Raw genomic sequence first — 19,014 nt, 5'->3', positions numbered from 1 at the left:
AGCATTCTTTTTTTAGGAGTAATAGTATGAATGAACATCAATTTGATAAACAATTGCATATTAACACAGTAGGCGAACAATACGGCTTCCCTAAACTAGCTCATTACCATCGCTATGAGCCAACTCCGTATGTTGGCTTAGAACAATTATTTTCGGAGTATGAAATGCCTGATAATCCAGTGTTTATCGATATGGGATGTGGAAAAGGGAGAGTCCCTATTTATGTACATGATAAATTTCATATTCCGACAATAGGGGTAGAAATGGATGCAGGTTTTTATGCAGAGGCTGAGAATAATAAAAGGAGCTATCTTCAAAAGAAGAGTGCTCAAGCTCCGGTTTCCTTTATTCATTCAATAGCGGAGGACTATGCTATTCAGCCAAGCGACACGGTTTTCTTTTTTTTCAATCCGTTTTCAGTCCATATTTTCCGTACAGTTATTTATAATATTTGGAAGTCTTATGAACTACATATGCGTGAGATTCATATTATTTTATACTACCCACCATATGATTATTTGCAGTTTTTACATCATGGGACGCCTTTTGAATTAATCCATGAGGTTCATCTTGAAAATGAAACAAATATTAACGAACGCCTCTGTGTGTTTGCGTTGAAAAAAGCTTAGAGCTGTAGAAATAACCCAGCTCTAAGCTTTTTTAATAAAATGTAGCAACTAAGACGAATTAGAAAAAATCTTACTATAGATTATTCCTTTTAGGATGTTATTTTATTTTCTAGGAAATAAATAGTTATTAGCAATTACAAATTAATACCTCCTGAGAACGAGATAGCGCCTTACATCCTAAATCTTGCAATTTTCGAAAAAAATAATAGTTTTATATTAATGTTTATTGACAATTAATAGAAAATTCATAAATTATTAATTATACTGAAAAATCACTCTAGACTAAATATAAAGAATGTTTTACAATATAAAAGGCTTAAATGAATAATAGTTTGATTCACTGTTAAATAGTTATAAATTATAACTTTGGTTATTTTTGTTATTGAGGAAATGCCGTGGATTGTTTATAATTATCAGAAATATCTAATATTTGAAAAAACTCAGGGGGAATAAAATTATGAGAGAGAACAAAAAGCTTAAAAAGTTTGGCTCACTTCTAGTTGCATCTTCACTACTTGCAGGCGTTCTTGCAGGCTGTGGTAACGGAGATAGTTCAAGTTCAGGAGGAGGATCATCATCAGGCGGTGGCGGTTCTTCTGACGGTGATACTATTAAAATCGGTGCAAACTTAGAGCTTTCAGGTAACGTAGCTTCCTATGGCTCTTCGATTGGTCTAGGTGCAGACCTTGCAGTGAAAGAAATTAATGATAATGGCGGAATCGACGGTAAAAAAATTGATCTTATTAAAGTAGATAACAAGTCTGAAAACTCAGAGGCTACTGCAGCAGCTCTTAAACTAGCAACACAAGATAAAGTAGTAGCAATGCTAGCCCCAGCAACTTCTGGTAATACAGTTGCTACTGTTCAAATTGCAAACAGTAATAAAATCCCAATTGTTACGGGTTCTGGTACTGCTCCTAACATTACAGTAAATGCTGATGATAGCGTTAACGAGTACGCATTCCGTACTTGTTTCATTGACCCATTCCAAGGGATTGTGGCTGCAAACTTCGCTTCAAGTGAATTGGAAGCTAAAAATGTCGCTATTTTTGCGGACAACGCATCTGACTATGCAAAAGGTTTAGCGAAATCATTTAAAGAAACAATCACTAAAAATGGTGGGAAAGTTGTAAAAGAAGAGGCGTATGTGGCTAAGGATACTGATTTCCGTACACAATTAACAAATATTAAAGCATCTAAACCAGACTTTATTTTTATCCCAGGATACTATGAAGAGGTTGGTTTAATTGTTAAACAAGCACGTGAAATGGGTATCGATGTTCCATTGATGGGAGCTGACGGTTGGGATTCACCAACTTTAGTAGAACTAGCTGGTGCGAAAGCATTGAATAACACGTACATCACAAACCACTACTCTGCAGAAGACCCAGATCAAAAAATTCAAGATTTCGTAAAAGCGTTTAAAGCAGCGAACGGTGATAAAGCACCAGATGCATTCAATGCACTTGGCTATGACACAGTTTACTACATTGCTGATGCTATTAAGCGAGCGGGCTCTACAGATGGAGAAGCTATTAAAAATGCTTTAGCTGGCACAAAAGATCTTTCTTTAGTAACAGGTACTTTCTCAGTTGACAAACAACATAATCCAATTAAAACAGCAACAGTTCTTGAATTTAAAGACGGTAAACAAGTGTTCAACTCTAAAGTTAATCCTTAATGTTTTCTAAGCAAGGGGAGGCGGGTAAACACGCCTTCCTTTTTATATTTTAACTTCATTCAGTGAAGACTCCCGCTATTGAAGGTGGTGAGATGAATGCGGATCTGGTTTCTTTATAGTGTCCAAACATCTACTGAATGGAAATATAGTCTCCGTACACAATTACGCCAGGGTGAAATTGATAGACCATGCAAAAAAATTTTTTAAGAGGACACAATTTACTCTATTTTCAGTAATAACATGTAGTAGGAAGTTCTATTTTTGTAATTTTCGAAAAATAAGAAGGGGTGAACGCTCATGGAATGGATACAGCAGCTTGTGAATGGTATTTCACTAGGTAGTATCTACGCATTAATAGCGCTAGGATATACGATGGTATACGGGATTATTAAGCTAATCAACTTTGCCCACGGCGATGTCTTCATGATTGGGTCATTTATTGGCTTTTATGCAATTGCTAAATGGGAGCTTGGCTTCTTCCCAGCACTATTATTGGCGATGGCGGTCTGTGCAATTTTTGGTGTTTTAATTGAACGTATTGCTTATAAGCGTTTGCGAAATGCCACACGTATTGCAGCTTTAATTACGGCAATAGGTGTATCGCTATTAATTGAATATACAACGATCTACTTCAGAGGTGCGCAACCGGCGGCATATCCTGAAGTCATTACTAATAAATCATTTGATGTTTTCGGTGTTCAAATCAGTAGTACATCAATATTAATTTTATCTGTCGCAATTGTACTGATGATTCTTTTACAATTCATCGTACATAAAACAAAAATCGGAAAAGCGATGCGTGCGGTTTCTCATGACGCAGATGCAGCACGTTTAATGGGCATTAATGTAGATAATACAATTTCAGCAACATTCGCAATTGGTTCAGCTCTAGCTGGTGCAGCAGGTGTTATCTTTGGTGTTTACTATACGAAAATAGATCCATTAATGGGTGTTATTCCAGGGGTTAAAGCGTTTATCGCTGCAGTACTTGGTGGTATTGGTATTATTCCTGGTGCCATGGTTGGCGGTATGTTACTAGGTGTAGTGGAATCATTAGTAAGTGCACTTGGTTTCTCTTTATGGCGCGATGCAGCGGCATTCGTTATTTTAATTTTAATTTTAATCTTCAGACCATCGGGTATCTTTGGTAAAAATGCCCGTGAGAAAGTGTAGGTGAGCGGTAATTATGAAAAAGTCTAAAGTTTTCTGGGGCTATGGCGTATTAGCGCTAGTCATCTATGCAGTTGTTCAAATCCTTATTTCAACAAACGTTCTCGATATTTACTATCAAAATATGTTGATCACAATGTGTATTAACATCATGCTTGCGGTCAGCTTGCATATTGTTATTGGGATTACTGGTCAGTTCTCGATTGGGCATGCCGGCTTCTTAGCAGTTGGAGCATATGTTTCTGCAATTATTACAACTAAGCTATTGCTTCCGTTCCCATTAGCTATTTTCTTAGGAGCACTAGCAGCAGCGGTAGCAGGTTTAATCGTAGGTATTCCGACATTACGTTTAAAGGGTGACTATTTAGCAATTGCAACCCTTGGTTTTGCGGAAATTATACGTATTATCTTTTTAAATACGGACTATGTTGGTGGCGCGGCAGGGATGCAGGTTCTATATTTATCAAACTGGACTTATGCATTCATAGGTGTTGTTCTAACAATTCTAGTCATCTCAAACTTTACGAATTCTCGTCATGGACGCGCATGTATATCGATTCGTGAGGACGAAATTGCGGCAGACGCAATGGGGATTAATACAACCTACTATAAAGTTGTAGCTTTCGCAATTGGTTCCTTCTTTGCCGGTCTTGCAGGGGCCATCTTTGCACATAACTTTTACATTATTCAACCGACAACTTTCGGTTTCTTAAAATCATTTGATATTTTAATCTATGTAGTTCTTGGTGGCTTAGGAAGTCTTTCAGGGTCTGTCATAGCTGCGGTTTTCTTAACAGTAGTCTCAGCGTATCTAGCAAACTTCCCAGAAACACGTATGATTATTTATAGTTTAGTATTAATAGTCGTCATGCTGTACCGTCCAACCGGCTTGATGGGAACAAAAGAAGTTACGGATTTATTTAAGTTTGGTAAAAAAGGAGGTACAAAATAATGACTGGAAACCTTCTTATCCATGTGGAAAACATGGGCATTCAATTCGGTGGTTTAAAGGCGGTACAGGGCGTTAACATGTACCTAAATCAAGGTGAGCTAGTAGGTCTTATAGGGCCTAATGGTGCTGGTAAAACAACAAGTTTTAACATGCTTACCGGAGTGTATAAGCCAACTGAGGGCACGATTACATTTGACGATATAAAATTGAACGGGCTTGCACCCTATCAAGTAACACAAAAAGGTATTAGTCGTACATTCCAAAATATTCGTTTATTTAAAGAGCTATCTGTTTTAGATAATGTTAAGGTAGCGAACCATTCACTTGCAAAGCATTCCATGTGGTCTTCTATTTTCCGCTTGCCGAACCATTTTAAAGGTGAGGCAGAAATGGAGCTTCAATCTATAGAGTTCCTAAAAATCTTTGGCTTAGATGTTTATAAGGATGAGCTTGCGAAAAATTTACCTTATGGAATGCAGCGCCGATTAGAAATTGCGCGTGCCCTAGCTGCGAATCCTAAGCTGCTTTTATTAGATGAGCCAGCAGCAGGGATGAACCCGCAGGAGACACATGATTTAATGGAATTAATAGCGTTTATTCGTAAAGAATTTGGCTTAACCATTCTTCTAATTGAGCATGATATGAGCTTAGTTATGGGGATATGTGAACGTATATATGTGCTCGATCACGGTCAATTAATCGCTGATGGGACACCAGAAGAAATTCGCAACAATCCAAAGGTAATTGAAGCGTACCTTGGTGAGGAGGTTATCAGCTAATGCTAAAAGTACAAAATATAGATGTATTTTACGGTAACATTCAAGCATTGAAGGGCCTCTCTTTAGAAGTAAATGAGGGTGAAATCGTAACGTTAATCGGTGCAAACGGTGCTGGTAAAAGTACATTATTAAAAACATTGTCAGGTTTAATAAAACCAAAGGGTGGCATCATTGAATATGAAGGCTTTTCTATCGCAGGGAAGGCTGCACAGACAATTGTAAAATCAGGCATTTCACATGTTCCAGAGGGACGTCGTGTTTTTGCCAATATGTCTGTTGAAGAAAACTTAGAGCTTGGAGCATATCTCCGTAACGATAAAGCTGGTATCAAAAAAGATCTGGATCATGTGTATGAATTATTCCCACGTCTTTTGGAGCGTCGTAAACAGCAATCAGGTACATTATCTGGTGGTGAGCAACAGATGCTAGCGATGGGGCGAGCATTAATGGCAAAACCGAAATTGTTATTAATGGATGAACCTTCAATGGGACTTGCGCCACTCATGGTAAAAAATATTTTTAATATTATTGAGCAAGTCAATAAAGAGGGTACAACCGTATTGCTTGTTGAGCAAAATGCGAATATGGCCTTATCAGTAGCAAATCGTGCGTACGTACTTGAAACGGGACGTATAGTATTATCAGGCACAGCAAAAGAGCTTCAAGAGAGTGAACAAGTAAAGGCAGCTTATTTAGGTGGTTTATAGAAGGAGAAGGCGTCTCAATTTTCGAGGCGTCTTTTTTTGTATGAGCGCAGAGAGTGAACAGACGTATAGATCTGTCAAAGCGACGGAAAGAAAGGCTAGAGCGACGGATAGAACAGTCAAGGTGACGGAAAGAAAGGGCAAAACGACGGAAGGAATGATCAAAGTGACGGAAAGAAGTCAAAGCGACGGAAAGAAAGGCTAGAACGACGGATAGAACAGTCAAGGTGACGGAAAGAAAGGGCAAAACGACGGAAGGAATGATCAAAGCGACGGAAAGAAGTCAAAGAGACGGAAAGAAAGGCTAGAACGACGGATAGAACAGTCAAGGTGACGGAAAGAAAGGGCAAAACGACGGAAGGAATGATCAAAGCGACGGAAAGAAGTCAAAGAGACGGAAAGAAAGGCTAGAACGACGGATAGAACAGTCAAGGTGACGGAAAGAATGGCCAAAACGACGGATACACTTATCAAAGTGACGAAATAGCAGTAGCATTCGTTGTTTATTATTTGGTAATGTGGACGAAAGGAGTGATATTTTATGAAGTATTCAGCACAATATTTTATTGAGAAATTAAATTTAACAGAGCATCCAGAGGGAGGGTATTATATATCCTCATTTAGAGCAGCTGAGGATATGACTGTAAGAGATGTGCAGAGACCAATTTATACGAGTATTTATTTCTTACTTCGTTCACGGGATATATCGCATTTGCATCGTTTGAAATCGGACGAACTTTGGTATTATCATGCTGGCAGTCCGTTAACGGTCCATATGATTTTCCCAGATGGTACATATGAGGCGAAGAAGCTAGGATTAAATGTTGAAGCAGGAGAAGTACCACAAATAGCAGTATCGAAAAATACTATATTTGGCTCATCCGTAGAGGATGCAGATACATTTAGTTTAGTGGGCTGTATGGTTGCACCAGGCTTTGATTTTGAAGACTTCGAATTATTTACACAGGATGAGCTTTTAACTGACTATCCACAGCACGAGGAAGTTATTCGAAAAATGGCTTACACGACAATTCAAGAATAGAAGAAAAGTAGCCGTCTCAAATCAGTTGAGACGGCTCATGCCATTGAAAAATGATTATATCAATGAAATTAAGTTGTCAAATTTAATAAGGTATGGCTCTTCGGCAAAAAGAGGGGTTAATTTCCGTTCTGGCGGGCGCTTTGTTGCTGACGCTTCGCTTTCGCACAGATAAAACAATTGTTGCTGACGCTTCGCTTTCGCAGCAAAGCTTCCTGGGGCGTCCGATGAGCCGCTTGGGGCAACAGATGTTTTTTGTGCGAAAGCGTAGTGTAACGTAGCGGCAGCAACACGATGTTGGTCACGAAGGCGTTATCCAAAAATCACCGCTAATACGTGCTCCGGTTAACTGCTCAGTACTTTGAATTGACAGCATAGTCCCATCCCCTTAAACGGCTTTATTTTGGTGTGTATTTAAGTAGTTTGAATAGTTCTGTTCGTTCTTTATCTGTTAAATCGCGCCACTGTCCAACCTTTAAATTGCCAAGCTTAATATTCATAATACGAATGCGTTGTAGACGCTTAACGGAGTAGCCAAGTGCCGAACACATACGACGTATTTGACGGTTTAAACCTTGCTCTAAAACGACTTTAAAGACTTTATCAGATATTTTTTCAACATAACAAGGTAGGGTTGTAGTATCTAAAATATCTACACCAGCGCCCATTTTCTTTATAAATTGTTCCGTAATAGGTTTATCAACTTGCACGATATATTCTTTTTCATGATGGTTTTCTGCACGTAAAATTTTATTAACGATGTCCCCATCATTGGTCAGTAATAATAGCCCTTCTGACTCTTTATCTAGTCGTCCAATATGGAAAATACGAAGGGGGTGATTAACAAAATCAACGACATTTCCTTTTATATGACGTTCAGTTGTGCTTGTAATTCCTACTGGTTTGTTTAAGACAATATAAACGAGCTGTTCTTCTTTTTTTACCTCTTTTCCATCAACACAAACCATGTCACCAGTCTCAACCTGACTGCCGACTGTAGCAAGTTCACCATTAATCGTTACTTTACCTTCTGCTATCCATTTATCTGCGCCTCGACGAGATACAATACCTGTTTCACTTAAATATTTATTAATCCGCATACTGTTCTCCTATACATTTATATTATTTTTAAGTATACATTATAGTTGGTCTCACCGTGAATCCTTGAGGCTTTTCTGATAAATATAGCCTCTCTAGGAAACCATTTTCCGCTGGCCTTCTCGTCGTTCATACTTCGTTCCATATGCTTTCATACCAACCTACTTTTTTAATAAAACTAGATTTTTAGTATTGATTCGAAAAAAATTTAAAAAAGTTGAAATTATTTTTCGTTTCTGACAATATATTGTGTAAGAGGGTATCTATGAAAATATTGTTATTTCGATATAAAATGACGATATTTGTAGAATATTTTCTCATTATTTTGTGTAAAGGGGAGAAGTAAAATGGTTTATGCATTTCCAAACACTGAAGGATCGGTAGTTCAATTCAAAGAGAAATATGAAAATTACATTGGTGGGGAATGGACACCTCCAGTGAAAGGACAATACTTCGATAATGTCACACCTGTTACTGGACAAGTTTTTACACAATTAGCTCGTTCTACTGCTGAGGATATTGAACTTGCAATTGATGCAGCACATGCCGCGAAAGAAGAATGGGGCAAAACATCTCCAACAGAGCGTGCAAACATTTTACTTAAAATTGCGGACCGCATAGAACAAAACTTAGAAAAGCTAGCCGTTGCCGAAACATGGGATAACGGAAAAGCGGTACGTGAGACATTAAATGCAGATATCCCTCTTGCCATTGATCATTTCCGTTATTTTGCGGGGGCTTTACGTGCACAAGAAGGCGCGGTAAGCCAAATCGATAATGATACAGTCGCTTATCATTTCCATGAGCCAATTGGGGTAGTAGGTCAAATTATCCCTTGGAATTTCCCGTTATTAATGGCTGTTTGGAAGCTAGCACCTGCACTTGCAGCTGGAAACTGTGTAGTATTGAAACCTGCAGAGCAAACGCCAGCTTCGATTATGGTGCTCGTTGAATTAATAGAAGATTTATTGCCGTCAGGTGTACTGAATGTTGTCAATGGCTTTGGTTTAGAGGCAGGGAAGCCGCTAGCATCGAATCCACGCATCGGTAAAATTGCTTTTACTGGTGAAACAACGACTGGTCGCTTAATTATGCAATATGCTTCACAAAACCTTATTCCTGTTACATTAGAATTGGGCGGCAAGTCACCAAACATCTTCTTTGAAGATATTATGGATGAAGATGATGCCTTTTTAGATAAAGCAGTTGAGGGCTTTGTATTATTCGCTTTAAACCAAGGTGAAGTATGTACATGTCCTTCTCGTGCACTAATCCAAGAATCTATTTACGATAAATTTATGGAGCGCGTCCTACAGCGTGTTGAAGCGATTAAAGTTGGGAATCCACTTGATCCGAATACGATGATGGGAGCACAGGCTTCGAGTGAGCAAATGGAAAAAATCCTTTCTTACTTAGATATTGGTAAGCAAGAAGGTGCTGAATGTCTAATTGGAGGAGAGAAAAACAGTGTAGGAGCAGGCTTTGAAAATGGCTACTACATTAAACCAACTGTCTTCAAAGGACATAATAAAATGCGCATTTTCCAAGAAGAAATTTTCGGGCCAGTTGTTGCTGTAACAACATTTAAAACAAAAGAGGAAGCATTAGAAATTGCAAATGACACATTATACGGTCTAGGAGCAGGTGTATGGACTCGTGATATGAATACAGCTTATCGCTTCGGTCGAGGTATCCAAGCAGGTCGTGTTTGGACAAATTGCTACCATGCTTATCCTGCACATGCAGCGTTCGGTGGTTATAAAATGTCGGGTGTTGGTCGTGAAAACCATAAGATGATGTTAGCGCATTATCAGCAAACGAAAAACTTATTAGTTAGCTACAGCGAAAACAAACTTGGTTTCTTCTAATTAGTATGGAGGTGCATGTGCGTGGTCGTGCGTGTTTTAGCAACAGAAGAAGCGCTAGCACTAATCGAATTATTGAAAGAAAAGCATGGGCCCATTATGTTTCATCAATCAGGTGGATGCTGTGATGGTTCCTCGCCGATGTGTTATCCAGAGGGAGACTTACTATTAGGCGATCAGGATGTTTGCCTTGGAGAGATTGGTGATGCTCCCTTCTACATGCATAAAAATCAATATAACTATTGGAAGCATACACAAATAATCCTGGACGTTGTCGATGGTAGAGGTGGCATGTTTTCACTGGAAGGCGTTGAAGGTAAGAGGTTTTTAACAAGATCAAGAGCCTTTTCTGCTGAGGAATTAAAAGAATTAGAGTTAATTTAAAGACTTTAGTGACAGCGGCAAAAAATATTGCCGCTGTTTTTCTATGTTAATTTTTCTGGGAGAATGTATGTAAGGCTATATTTCTTGGAGAGTTACGTAATATCAAAAATAATTGTAATCGATCTGGTTGGGTTTCTTTGAATATGACTTTCTATTGGTCATTTCAATCAGTGTCAGCTCCGCCATTCATTTTTAATTATTTCTATTAAACCACTCATATTGAGTAACACGCACATTACATTAATGTTACTTTATAGGTTATCTGTTACAAAATCGAGATTCACGACTAAAAGGTGGGTATGACATTTGTATATCATGTATAAAAGTTGATCTTCGTTCCGGCTGGGCGACTCCTTGGGGATCAGCAATAGAGGAACGAAGGCTAAAACCATTATGTCCTGTGATAACGCCTTCGTGACCAACATCGGCTCATCGGACGCCCCCAGGAAGCTTTGCTTTGCGCGAAAGCGAAGCGACAGCAACAAATGTTTTAACTGTGCGAAAGCGAAGCGACAGCAACAAATGTTTTAACTGTGCGAAAGCGAAGCGACAGCAACAAAGCTCCCAGACGGAACGGAAATCAACCCCTCGTTATGGCGATGAGTCAAAATGGATGAATCCTTTTTTGTTTTTTTACGTAAATATGGAAAAGGAGCGTGTTAAACATGGACTTTGTTATGATTGAAAATCAGTTTACAAATACAGTGGAGGATGTCTCAAAGGCTGCTGGTCGGACGGTTGATCGTAAAATTGTGTTGGCAATCGCTAGCAAATATGTGGCATCCGGGAAACCTTTTGATTCCGTTAAATATAAAAAAGTATTACAAGAAATGAAAAAGCAAACGTCATGGTCATCTCCGTTAAGAACAACGGTAGGTTATAGTATTGCTGCAAATTTGATGGAGCAAGAGGATACAGAACAAGCAGTAAAAAATTTGCTGACTAACGTTTGCATAATGAAGGAAGCCAAATTTAGAAGTGGGAATTTTAGTTTTATAGGAGCACAGTTTTTAACGGAAGAGGAAAGTGAGAAACGTGCACATGCACAGGCAGCACGTGCATTATTTGACGCAATTCGCAAACATCATCGTTTTTTAACATCATACGATGATATTCCCTATGCCGTATTGTTAAGTAGCCCATCTGACGACGCTGAGCTACGTGCAGAAACAATGAATCGTTATTATAAAGAATTACGTACATATAGTTTTAATGCAGGTAATGAGCTTCAATGGCTATCGCAAGTACTGACTTTTTTATCACCTCAATATGATAATAAGTTAGTGCCTAATGTTGTAACGATCCGTGACACACTAAAAAATCAGGATGTAAAGGTCAAGACGATGCACTATCCATTACTGGGCTTTTTAGCAATCCTTGAAGTGAATCAAGCACAGCTTCAACAGATTGTTGATTTATATCATGAGTTAAAGGATCTGAAACTTTTAAAATGGCATCGTGAATTCGTGTTATTTATGGCCACGCAAATTGCTATTTATGATATGGCAAAGGTACAACAATCCTTATCAATGTCAATCATGTCATCCATTGAATTGTTAATTCAAGCACAACAGGCAGCAATGTTAGCAGCAGTTAGTGCAGCAGCTGTAGCATCAAGCTCTTCGTGATAAAATAAGGAAGAACTTGATTTTTGGAGGTGCATTTGAAGGATGAAGGAAACAAAGCTTTGGATGAATGGCCAGTGGCAGAATGCAAAGGAAACATATGAACTGAAATCACCCTATAGTGGTGAGGTTATTGCAAAGATAGCTAAGGCGTCAATTTCTGATGTTGAACGAGCAATAGAAGGTGCACAGGAGACATTCCAAACGTTTAAAAAGACAACAGCCTACGAACGTGCCGAAATATTATATAAAGTGGTCGACATCATGCGCCAACGTAAAGCGGAATTAGCTGAAATTTTAGCCTTAGAGGCAGGTAAACCAATATCAGCAGGTTTAACCGAAATAGAACGTACAATAGCAACCTATCAATTTGCCGCAGAGGGAGCTAAGCAAGCAAAGGGTGAAACGGTACCGATGGATGCTGCACCTGGGGCAGGAGATCGTATTGGCTGGACAAAGCGAGAACCTCTAGGTGTAATTTCAGCCATTACACCGTTTAATTTTCCCTTTAATTTAGTGGCACATAAATTAGGTCCTGCCTTTGCAGTTGGAAATACGGTCGTATTAAAGCCTGCGACGCAAACGCCATTAAGTTCTATCGTGATGGCGGAAATTTTCCAGCAAGCGGGTCTACCTAATGGCGCGCTTCAAATTATGACAGGTAGCGGTGGGGAGCTAAGTGATACACTTGTGACCCACCCGCTTGTGAAAAAAGTAACATTCACGGGAAGCGGTAAGGTTGGATTGGGCATTAAAGAAAAGGTAGGTTTGCGTAAAGTTACTTTAGAGCTTGGTTCCAATGCAGCTGTAATTGTCGAGCCATCGACACCGATTGATAAAATTATTTCGCGCTGTGTCGGTGGTGCCTTTAATTTTGCTGGACAAGTTTGTATCTCCTTACAACGTATTTATGTGCACGCATCTATTATGGATGAATTTACAAAGGCATTTGTAGCTGAGACGGAGAAATTAGTGGTAGGTGATCCACTAGATACAAATACTGATGTTAGTGCAATGATTAACCCAAAAGAAGTTGAACGTATGCGTCAATGGATTGAGGAAGCCAAGTCACAAGGTGCGGTAGTTGCTACAGGAGGAACATTTACGGAGCGTACTTTAACGCCGACTGTAATGACGAATGTGACGGCGAATATGAAAATTGTTTGTCAGGAAACATTCGCGCCAATCGTCTCAATTGTTTCATATGAAACATTAGACGACGCTATTCGACTAGTGAATGAGTCGGAGCTTGGCTTAAATGCTGGAATATATACGAATGTATTACAAGATGCATTACAAGCAGCGGATGAATTACAGGCAGGTGCTGTTATGATTAATGATATTCCGACATTCAGGGTTGATAATATGCCATATGGTGGTGTAAAAATGAGTGGCTACGGACGCGAAGGCATTAAGTGGGCAATCGAAGAAATGACAGATATGAAATTTATTACGATGAAAAAATCATTCTAATTTGCATCAGCACTTTTTCTACGATACGATGGCGAAAGAACATTCATGAAGGGAAGTTGCAAGAACTATGACAAACAACGCAATACCGATGGGTCAGTCACGTACAGTTCAAACGCGTCTCGTATTACCGCCAGATACAAATAATCACAACTCCATTTTCGGTGGAAGAGTGTTAGCGTATATTGATGAAATTGCTGCTATTACAGCAATGAAGCATGCAAAAGGGCATGTAGTCACAGCCTCTATTGATTCAGTTGATTTTTTATCGGCAGCACATGTAGGGGCTATTTTAGAAATTGAAAGTATTGTTTCGTCAACGGGACGTTCTTCAATGGAAGTTTATGTTCGAGTTATTTCACGAAACATTGAAACTGGTGAGGAAAAGTTAACGACGGAATCCTTTGTAACGATGGTTGCAGTAGATGATGACGGAAAACCTAAGCCAGTTCCTGCAATTTATCCTGAAACAGATGCTGAAAAACGTCTGTTTGAAACCGGCCCTGCAAGAAGAGAACATCGTAAACAAAAACGGGAATTACCGCATTAAAAATAAAAAGGGAAATTGACGTATACTGTCAGTTTCCCTTTTTCGTGCTTACATTTTTAATTCATTTACCACGTTAATAAGTGAATCGGAAGAAGAAGAAACAAGTGTAGCACCTTGTGACAGTTCGGTAATCAAATTAGAGATTGCAGAAATATCTCTTGATGTATTTACATACTGCTGTTGAATTCCAGAAACAGCATCGGCGATATCATTAAACGATTTAGATAAACTGTTTTGTGTATCTACGCTATGTTGAATCTTTTGATCAACGTTAATAACCGAAGTCGACATGGTTGTAATATTACTTTCTGTTTCTTTAATGAGATGGGAAACATTTTGTACAGCATTTTTTGTTTCCTCAGCAAGCTTACGAACTTCCTCTGCAACAACAGCAAAGCCTTTACCATGCTCACCTGCACGGGCTGCCTCGATAGAAGCATTCAGTGCTAATAAGTTCGTTTGATCGGCAATTCCTGTGACCAGTCCTACAATTTCCGATATTTTTTGAGAAGATGTGCGTAACTGGTTCATCGTAACTTCGAGGCTGTTTACACTTTGTAAAATTACCTGTATTAAATCATTTTGATCTTGCAGCTGCTGCTGTCCACGTCTGGATTTTTCCTGTGTATCAGCAACAAAGCTTAAGCCTTGCTTAGTAGCTACTGCGATATCATCTGTTTGAGAGGAAATGACTAATAAAGAAGCTGCTGTTTCTTCACTAATCTCATTGAGTTCCTCTGCCGTTTTTTGAATGGTAGTAACAAGTGCATGTTTTGTTTCACCGTCTACTGCACGAATGCGTTCCTCTTCTTTTTCATAGGCTTCGATTACAAGCTGCTGTTCAAAGTTAATGATTTTGCAGAAGGCATTGATAGCACGAATTGCATCATGTTTTGATATATCTAACTCATCTGTAAAGCGTGTAAAGGTAGCTGTTAACGATTGGAATGAGGCGATATACCACTTTGATTGTAGACCAATTCGAACATGGGTTTCGGCAATGGCCTTCCGTTCATTAATATAAGAGTCATTAATACGACTTTCAAAAATATCACTCAAATGTTTATGTAAAGTAACTTTTAAACGCTCGATTTGTGACGTTCTGTTTATAATTTCTAACAAATCTTGGCTCAAACTAATGGCTGCATAAAATTGATCCACCATTTCAGGAACTAAATCCTTAGCTAAAGGCTGTAGTTGTTTAATGATGGCTAAATCCTCAATTGTTAAATCTAAAAGCTGTAACTGTTTTTGAAGTTTTGGATGGTTTGATACATCCAATTGTACATTGCTCTTATAATTTTCAGGTGTTAATGTAATTGAGTAGCTAGAATCGCTCTTTTTTGTAAACCAACTCATCGTTGTTTGCTCCATTTCTTAAGTCCGTATTATGTATAGAATAGTAAACTAAATACCTATTAAATTGCTTGGGTCGTTAATTTGCGGAATATATAGTATTTAATATATTCTACTATTTTTTGTACTATATTTGGTTGAAATTTTAGTTTATTTCTATATTTTTTTATCAATTACAGATGATTGTCAATTAAAAGTCATGAAATAGACTACTAAAAAGGTAATAGGTAAATTGAATTTGAAATAGGAAACCTGTAAAATACGAACTGTTTAGCTTGAACGTAACAATAGTTTTGAGGAGGTATTATATGGAGAAGAAACGTTTCAAATTTGTCATTCCGGTTATGGTAATTGTAGCAATTGGGTCGGTTTACATGTTAAGAAACTACTATGCTGAAGTACCAAACTTAGATCAACTATTAATTACTATCTGTGCAACATTAGTATCTGGGGTGCTTGCATACTTTTTATTTCCACAGCAAGGTGAAGATAAAGTTGATGACCGCGGTCCTTACTAACAGTGAAAGGCACCTTAGAAAATCTCTAAGGTGCCTTCAGCTTGTCGACAAAAGAATAATTGGTGGATTTCCAAGCCGAGGGACACTTTCCGTGGCTTGGCTTCAATCTTCTCGTCACTCCGTTCCTGTGATCCCGATTGTAATGTTAATATTCAAGGATAAACGATTACTTTTAAGTTTTAAATAAATTGAACCAACCTTTAAGTTTAAAGATTGCCAACATAAATAAAGCGATAAGAATCATAATTCCGAGTACGACAAAGTAGCTAAATTTCCCATGTAGTTCGGGCATATAGTCAAAATTCATTCCATAAACACCGGCAATAAATGTTAGAGGAATAAAGATTGTTGAAACAATTGTTAAGGTCATCATAATGCCATTCATGCGACTAGAGCTCATCGCCATATAGCTATCACGCATATCAGCAGTGAGCTCGCGGTTAGATTCGATCATTTCGGTGAGTTTTAGTAGATGATCGTAAATATCTCCGAAATAAGCACGTTCTGATTTTTTAAGAGAAAATCGGTAAGAGTTAAGGATACGATATAATAAATCACGCATTGGTAAAATGGTGCGTCTTAAATCGAGCAAATCACTACGGAATTCAAATACAATTTTCATGGCATTGGGGTTACTTTGGTAGGTAAGCTCATCTTCAAGTTCATTTAAATGATCCTCAATTTTATAGACAAGTGGGAAATAGCTATCAACGATTTTATCGATTACCTGGTACGTTAAATACACTGTGCCACGTTCCCAATTCTTTGGCTGTTTTTCTAACATCTTTTGTACTCGATCTATTTCCGGTGCTACATTTTTGTGGAATGTGACAATATATTTATTAGAAACAAAAATATTTACTTCCTCAGATGTTAATTCTTCGTTCATCCTTTGAATAACAAAGAAATGGAAATCATCATAAAAATCGAGCTTTGGCCGCTGTAAACGCATTAAACAATCTTCTATAGCGAGTGGATGGAAGTGGAAAAATGTGTCTAACAGTAATTCTTCCTCATCGGTCGGACAATTAAAATCGACCCAGTACCATTCAAATTCGTTTTTGTGTATATCTTCAAGCGGAAATTCCTTTATAAGTTTTTGGTCTTTTGTAATTCCAAATGTGCGTATCACAGCATTCACCTCAATTCTTTTAATTCTATCCTAACAGGTGTATTGATCTTCACATGAAAGAATGCCTTAAGTTATCAATTATGCCTCGGCATAATTGCGTCCAGAATCGGCTTTGTGGTTAGGCATGCACGAGGGTTGACACGATGTCGGTCATTTCAGTAATGCCACAGGACGTGGTGTTCTTAGGCTGAGTTCCTCTATTTCAGCGGGTGTTTGGACACCTGTACCTGTCGCTACGCTTTCGGTACAAAAGACATTTGCTGAAAGAAGTTATACGCTTTCTTTATAACATATCCAACCGCCAAATAAAGTAGTGGCAAAGAATCTAGATGGTTTTGTAAAGCCTGCCTGCTGTAATAGTGATAAAATGTCCTCTTCACACATAAATGAAAGAGAACGGATGGATTTCTCCATTTCCGCTACGTCTGATGGTGAGAGCTTTGTATGCTGTAGCCAATAAGCACGCCATAAATTAAATTGTAGCTCGGTTTCTAAGGAACCTGGCTGCCCGTATTTTGAGACGAGCACAAATGGAGCATCAGGCTTTAAATTATTTGCTATTTCTTTTAATGTTGCAAGCTTCTCTTGATCATCTTTTATAAAATGAAGCACTAGTACACAGCTTGCTGCATCAAATTTTACTGAAGACGGCTTAGTATCCAGTATAGTTCCTTGATATAAAGAAATATTATTAGGTAGAGATTTTAAACGTTCGCTAGCTATTTGTAGCATCGCTTCTGATGGATCGATGCCAACAAATGACCAATGAGGTCTTTTCTCAGCGAGCTGTAAAATTTCATTACCGCTTCCGGAACCAATTACTAAAAATTCAGCGTTCTCAGGTAATGCAGATTGATAAAAGGTTTGTGTTAAACGCAGCATTGCATCGTAGCTTGGTAGCGTACGACGAATACCTTTTTCATATTCATTTGCAAGTGTGTTATTAAATTCCATCAAGTATCACATGCCTTTCAAAAAAATTTTAATAAAGCCAATTCATATTTGAAACTATTTGAGGGGTAGTTTCGTAAAAAGTAGTACATAAACTAAAAAATTATATGGAAGGGTTGATATAAATGGAAACAAAATGGTCTAAGGTAATCATACACGCAAGTGCATTTTTTGCGCCATGGTTAGTACCTATTATATTTTTCTTGATTGGCTCGGATGAAGAGGTAAAGAGTGTTTCTGTGCAAGCTTTATTATTCCAAATTGTCATTGGAGCATTACTTACAATTTCGGGTATTTTAAGCTTCCTGCTCATTGGTATACCGTTCGTGATTGCTTTCGGCATTATGTATGTTATCGTACCAATTATCGGTATTGTGAAGGCTTTATCTGATGAGCCTTGGCGTTATCCAATTGTTGGTCGCTGGGTATAATTTTTATAGACGCAAGTATATGCTAGTTGCATATGCTTGCGTTTTTTCTTTTGCCGATAAGGGTATCTTATAGTTAAAGCATTCGGTGGATTTTTTCTGTGTGCGAAATAATTGCAATTATTTTCAAGCGTTTTGTATAATATACTCAAAGAAAGTCAAAGATAGTCAAAGTCAGTGTAGTAAGCGAGGTGTATTCCTAAAATGCGTAATATATCAGACATCATAGAAGGCTACTTAAAGCAAGTACTTGAATTAGGTGGAGAAGGGCATATTGAAATAAAACGTAGTGAAATCGCAGATAAATTTCAGTGCGTGCCCTCACAAATAAATTATGTAATTAATACAAGATTTACTGCCGAACGAGGTTACCTTGTTGAAAGCAAACGTGGTGGTGGTGGATACATTCGAATTTTACGTGTCCGCGCGAATTCACAAATTGATCTAATCGATGATGTCCTTAGGCAAATAGAAGGTGGGGCATCGCAAACAATGGCAGAAGATTTAGTTTATCGACTAATTGATGAGCAGGTAATTTCAAGGCGAGAAGCGAAAATAATATTAGCAGCAGTTGATCGTTCAACTATTGATTTGCAACTCCCGTTACGGGATCATATTCGAGCAAAAATTTTACGAGCGATGCTAACAACGATTAAATATGAACAGCAAAAATAAAAGAGGTG

Annotated in this window: 22 protein-coding genes; 17 read left to right on the top strand and 5 right to left on the bottom strand. The window is 38.2% G+C overall.

All coding sequences use genetic code 11. The annotated features are described in order from the left end of the window. Positions 1-26 precede the first annotated feature (26 nt). From ACFCYJ_RS12120 to ACFCYJ_RS12085, 8 genes are all read left to right on the top strand, one after another. On the top strand, positions 27-629 hold the full coding sequence (locus ACFCYJ_RS12120; RefSeq protein ID WP_376074189.1) for a class I SAM-dependent methyltransferase: 603 nt from the start codon (positions 27-29) through the stop codon (positions 627-629). A gap of 457 nt (positions 630-1,086) precedes the next feature. Continuing rightward, the gene (locus ACFCYJ_RS12115; protein ID WP_376074188.1) at positions 1,087-2,310 is read left to right on the top strand and encodes an ABC transporter substrate-binding protein; all 1,224 of its coding nucleotides are present in this window, start codon (positions 1,087-1,089) and stop codon (positions 2,308-2,310) included. A gap of 297 nt (positions 2,311-2,607) precedes the next feature. After that, positions 2,608-3,483, top strand: a complete 876-nt coding sequence (locus tag ACFCYJ_RS12110; protein WP_376074187.1) for a branched-chain amino acid ABC transporter permease — start codon at positions 2,608-2,610, stop codon at positions 3,481-3,483. Positions 3,484-3,496: 13 nt separating this feature from the next. After that, positions 3,497-4,432: a branched-chain amino acid ABC transporter permease gene (locus ACFCYJ_RS12105; RefSeq protein ID WP_376074186.1), complete on the top strand. Its 936-nt coding sequence runs from the start codon at positions 3,497-3,499 to the stop codon at positions 4,430-4,432. Then, complete coding sequence (locus tag ACFCYJ_RS12100) at positions 4,432-5,211, top strand: ABC transporter ATP-binding protein (protein ID WP_376074185.1); 780 nt, start codon at positions 4,432-4,434, stop codon at positions 5,209-5,211. Before ACFCYJ_RS12105 ends, ACFCYJ_RS12100 begins: the two co-directional genes overlap by 1 nt. Further along, positions 5,211-5,918: an ABC transporter ATP-binding protein gene (locus ACFCYJ_RS12095; protein WP_376074184.1), complete on the top strand. Its 708-nt coding sequence runs from the start codon at positions 5,211-5,213 to the stop codon at positions 5,916-5,918. The genes ACFCYJ_RS12100 and ACFCYJ_RS12095 overlap by 1 nt, the downstream gene beginning before the upstream one ends. A 40-nt stretch (positions 5,919-5,958) precedes the next feature. Continuing rightward, entirely contained in the window at positions 5,959-6,120 is a 162-nt protein-coding gene (locus ACFCYJ_RS12090) for a hypothetical protein (protein WP_376074183.1), read from the top strand. Positions 6,121-6,456: 336 nt separating this feature from the next. After that, a complete protein-coding gene (locus ACFCYJ_RS12085) occupies positions 6,457-6,957 on the top strand; it encodes a cupin domain-containing protein (protein ID WP_376074182.1) in 501 nt (166 codons plus the stop codon). Between the two features lie 116 nt (positions 6,958-7,073). On the opposite strand, the gene ACFCYJ_RS12080 is transcribed toward ACFCYJ_RS12085, so the two are convergent. Beyond that, positions 7,074-7,199 carry a hypothetical protein gene (locus tag ACFCYJ_RS12080; protein ID WP_376074181.1) on the bottom strand — a complete coding sequence of 42 codons (126 nt, stop codon included), beginning with the start codon at positions 7,197-7,199 and terminating at the stop codon, positions 7,074-7,076. Between the two features lie 153 nt (positions 7,200-7,352). Next, entirely contained in the window at positions 7,353-8,054 is a 702-nt protein-coding gene (rluF, locus tag ACFCYJ_RS12075; RefSeq protein ID WP_376074180.1) for a 23S rRNA pseudouridine(2604) synthase RluF, read from the bottom strand. Between the two features lie 345 nt (positions 8,055-8,399). Between rluF and adh the strand changes: the two genes are divergently transcribed. The 6 genes from adh to ACFCYJ_RS12045 all read left to right on the top strand — a co-directional run bounded on the left by adh (position 8,400) and on the right by ACFCYJ_RS12045 (position 13,946). Beyond that, positions 8,400-9,920, top strand: a complete 1,521-nt coding sequence (adh, locus tag ACFCYJ_RS12070) for an aldehyde dehydrogenase (RefSeq protein WP_376074179.1) — start codon at positions 8,400-8,402, stop codon at positions 9,918-9,920. Positions 9,921-9,941: 21 nt separating this feature from the next. After that, positions 9,942-10,301 carry a DUF779 domain-containing protein gene (locus ACFCYJ_RS12065; RefSeq protein WP_376074178.1) on the top strand — a complete coding sequence of 120 codons (360 nt, stop codon included), beginning with the start codon at positions 9,942-9,944 and terminating at the stop codon, positions 10,299-10,301. Positions 10,302-10,758: 457 nt separating this feature from the next. Continuing rightward, entirely contained in the window at positions 10,759-10,986 is a 228-nt protein-coding gene (locus ACFCYJ_RS12060; protein ID WP_376074177.1) for a hypothetical protein, read from the top strand. After that, the gene (locus tag ACFCYJ_RS12055; RefSeq protein WP_376074176.1) at positions 10,967-11,929 is read left to right on the top strand and encodes a DUF4003 family protein; all 963 of its coding nucleotides are present in this window, start codon (positions 10,967-10,969) and stop codon (positions 11,927-11,929) included. The genes ACFCYJ_RS12060 and ACFCYJ_RS12055 overlap by 20 nt, the downstream gene beginning before the upstream one ends. A 42-nt stretch (positions 11,930-11,971) precedes the next feature. Continuing rightward, positions 11,972-13,399: an aldehyde dehydrogenase family protein gene (locus ACFCYJ_RS12050; RefSeq protein ID WP_376074175.1), complete on the top strand. Its 1,428-nt coding sequence runs from the start codon at positions 11,972-11,974 to the stop codon at positions 13,397-13,399. Positions 13,400-13,466: 67 nt separating this feature from the next. Further along, a complete protein-coding gene (locus tag ACFCYJ_RS12045; protein ID WP_376074174.1) occupies positions 13,467-13,946 on the top strand; it encodes an acyl-CoA thioesterase in 480 nt (159 codons plus the stop codon). A gap of 48 nt (positions 13,947-13,994) precedes the next feature. Here ACFCYJ_RS12045 and ACFCYJ_RS12040 read toward each other — a convergent pair whose 3' ends face one another. Beyond that, entirely contained in the window at positions 13,995-15,305 is a 1,311-nt protein-coding gene (locus tag ACFCYJ_RS12040) for a protoglobin domain-containing protein (protein ID WP_376074173.1), read from the bottom strand. A 305-nt stretch (positions 15,306-15,610) separates the two neighbouring features. Between ACFCYJ_RS12040 and ACFCYJ_RS12035 the strand changes: the two genes are divergently transcribed. Next, positions 15,611-15,820 carry a hypothetical protein gene (locus tag ACFCYJ_RS12035; protein ID WP_376074172.1) on the top strand — a complete coding sequence of 70 codons (210 nt, stop codon included), beginning with the start codon at positions 15,611-15,613 and terminating at the stop codon, positions 15,818-15,820. A 172-nt stretch (positions 15,821-15,992) separates the two neighbouring features. On the opposite strand, the gene corA is transcribed toward ACFCYJ_RS12035, so the two are convergent. Together corA and ACFCYJ_RS12025 are read right to left on the bottom strand one after the other, a co-directional pair. Further along, positions 15,993-16,952, bottom strand: coding sequence for a magnesium/cobalt transporter CorA (gene corA / locus ACFCYJ_RS12030; RefSeq protein ID WP_376074171.1), 960 nt, complete (start codon positions 16,950-16,952; stop codon positions 15,993-15,995). Positions 16,953-17,222: 270 nt separating this feature from the next. Continuing rightward, positions 17,223-17,906 carry a class I SAM-dependent methyltransferase gene (locus ACFCYJ_RS12025; RefSeq protein ID WP_376074220.1) on the bottom strand — a complete coding sequence of 228 codons (684 nt, stop codon included), beginning with the start codon at positions 17,904-17,906 and terminating at the stop codon, positions 17,223-17,225. A gap of 122 nt (positions 17,907-18,028) precedes the next feature. Between ACFCYJ_RS12025 and ACFCYJ_RS12020 the strand changes: the two genes are divergently transcribed. After that, entirely contained in the window at positions 18,029-18,334 is a 306-nt protein-coding gene (locus tag ACFCYJ_RS12020) for a magnetosome magnetite crystal formation protein family (protein WP_376074170.1), read from the top strand. Between the two features lie 201 nt (positions 18,335-18,535). Beyond that, entirely contained in the window at positions 18,536-19,006 is a 471-nt protein-coding gene (locus ACFCYJ_RS12015) for a CtsR family transcriptional regulator (protein WP_053596026.1), read from the top strand. The last annotated feature ends 8 nt before the right edge of the window (positions 19,007-19,014 follow it).

It is taken from the genome of Lysinibacillus sp. NPDC056232, from assembly GCF_042267565.1.
Classification (GTDB): Bacteria; Bacillota; Bacilli; order Bacillales_A; family Planococcaceae; genus Lysinibacillus.
This window is presented reverse-complemented; position numbering and strand designations above follow the sequence as displayed.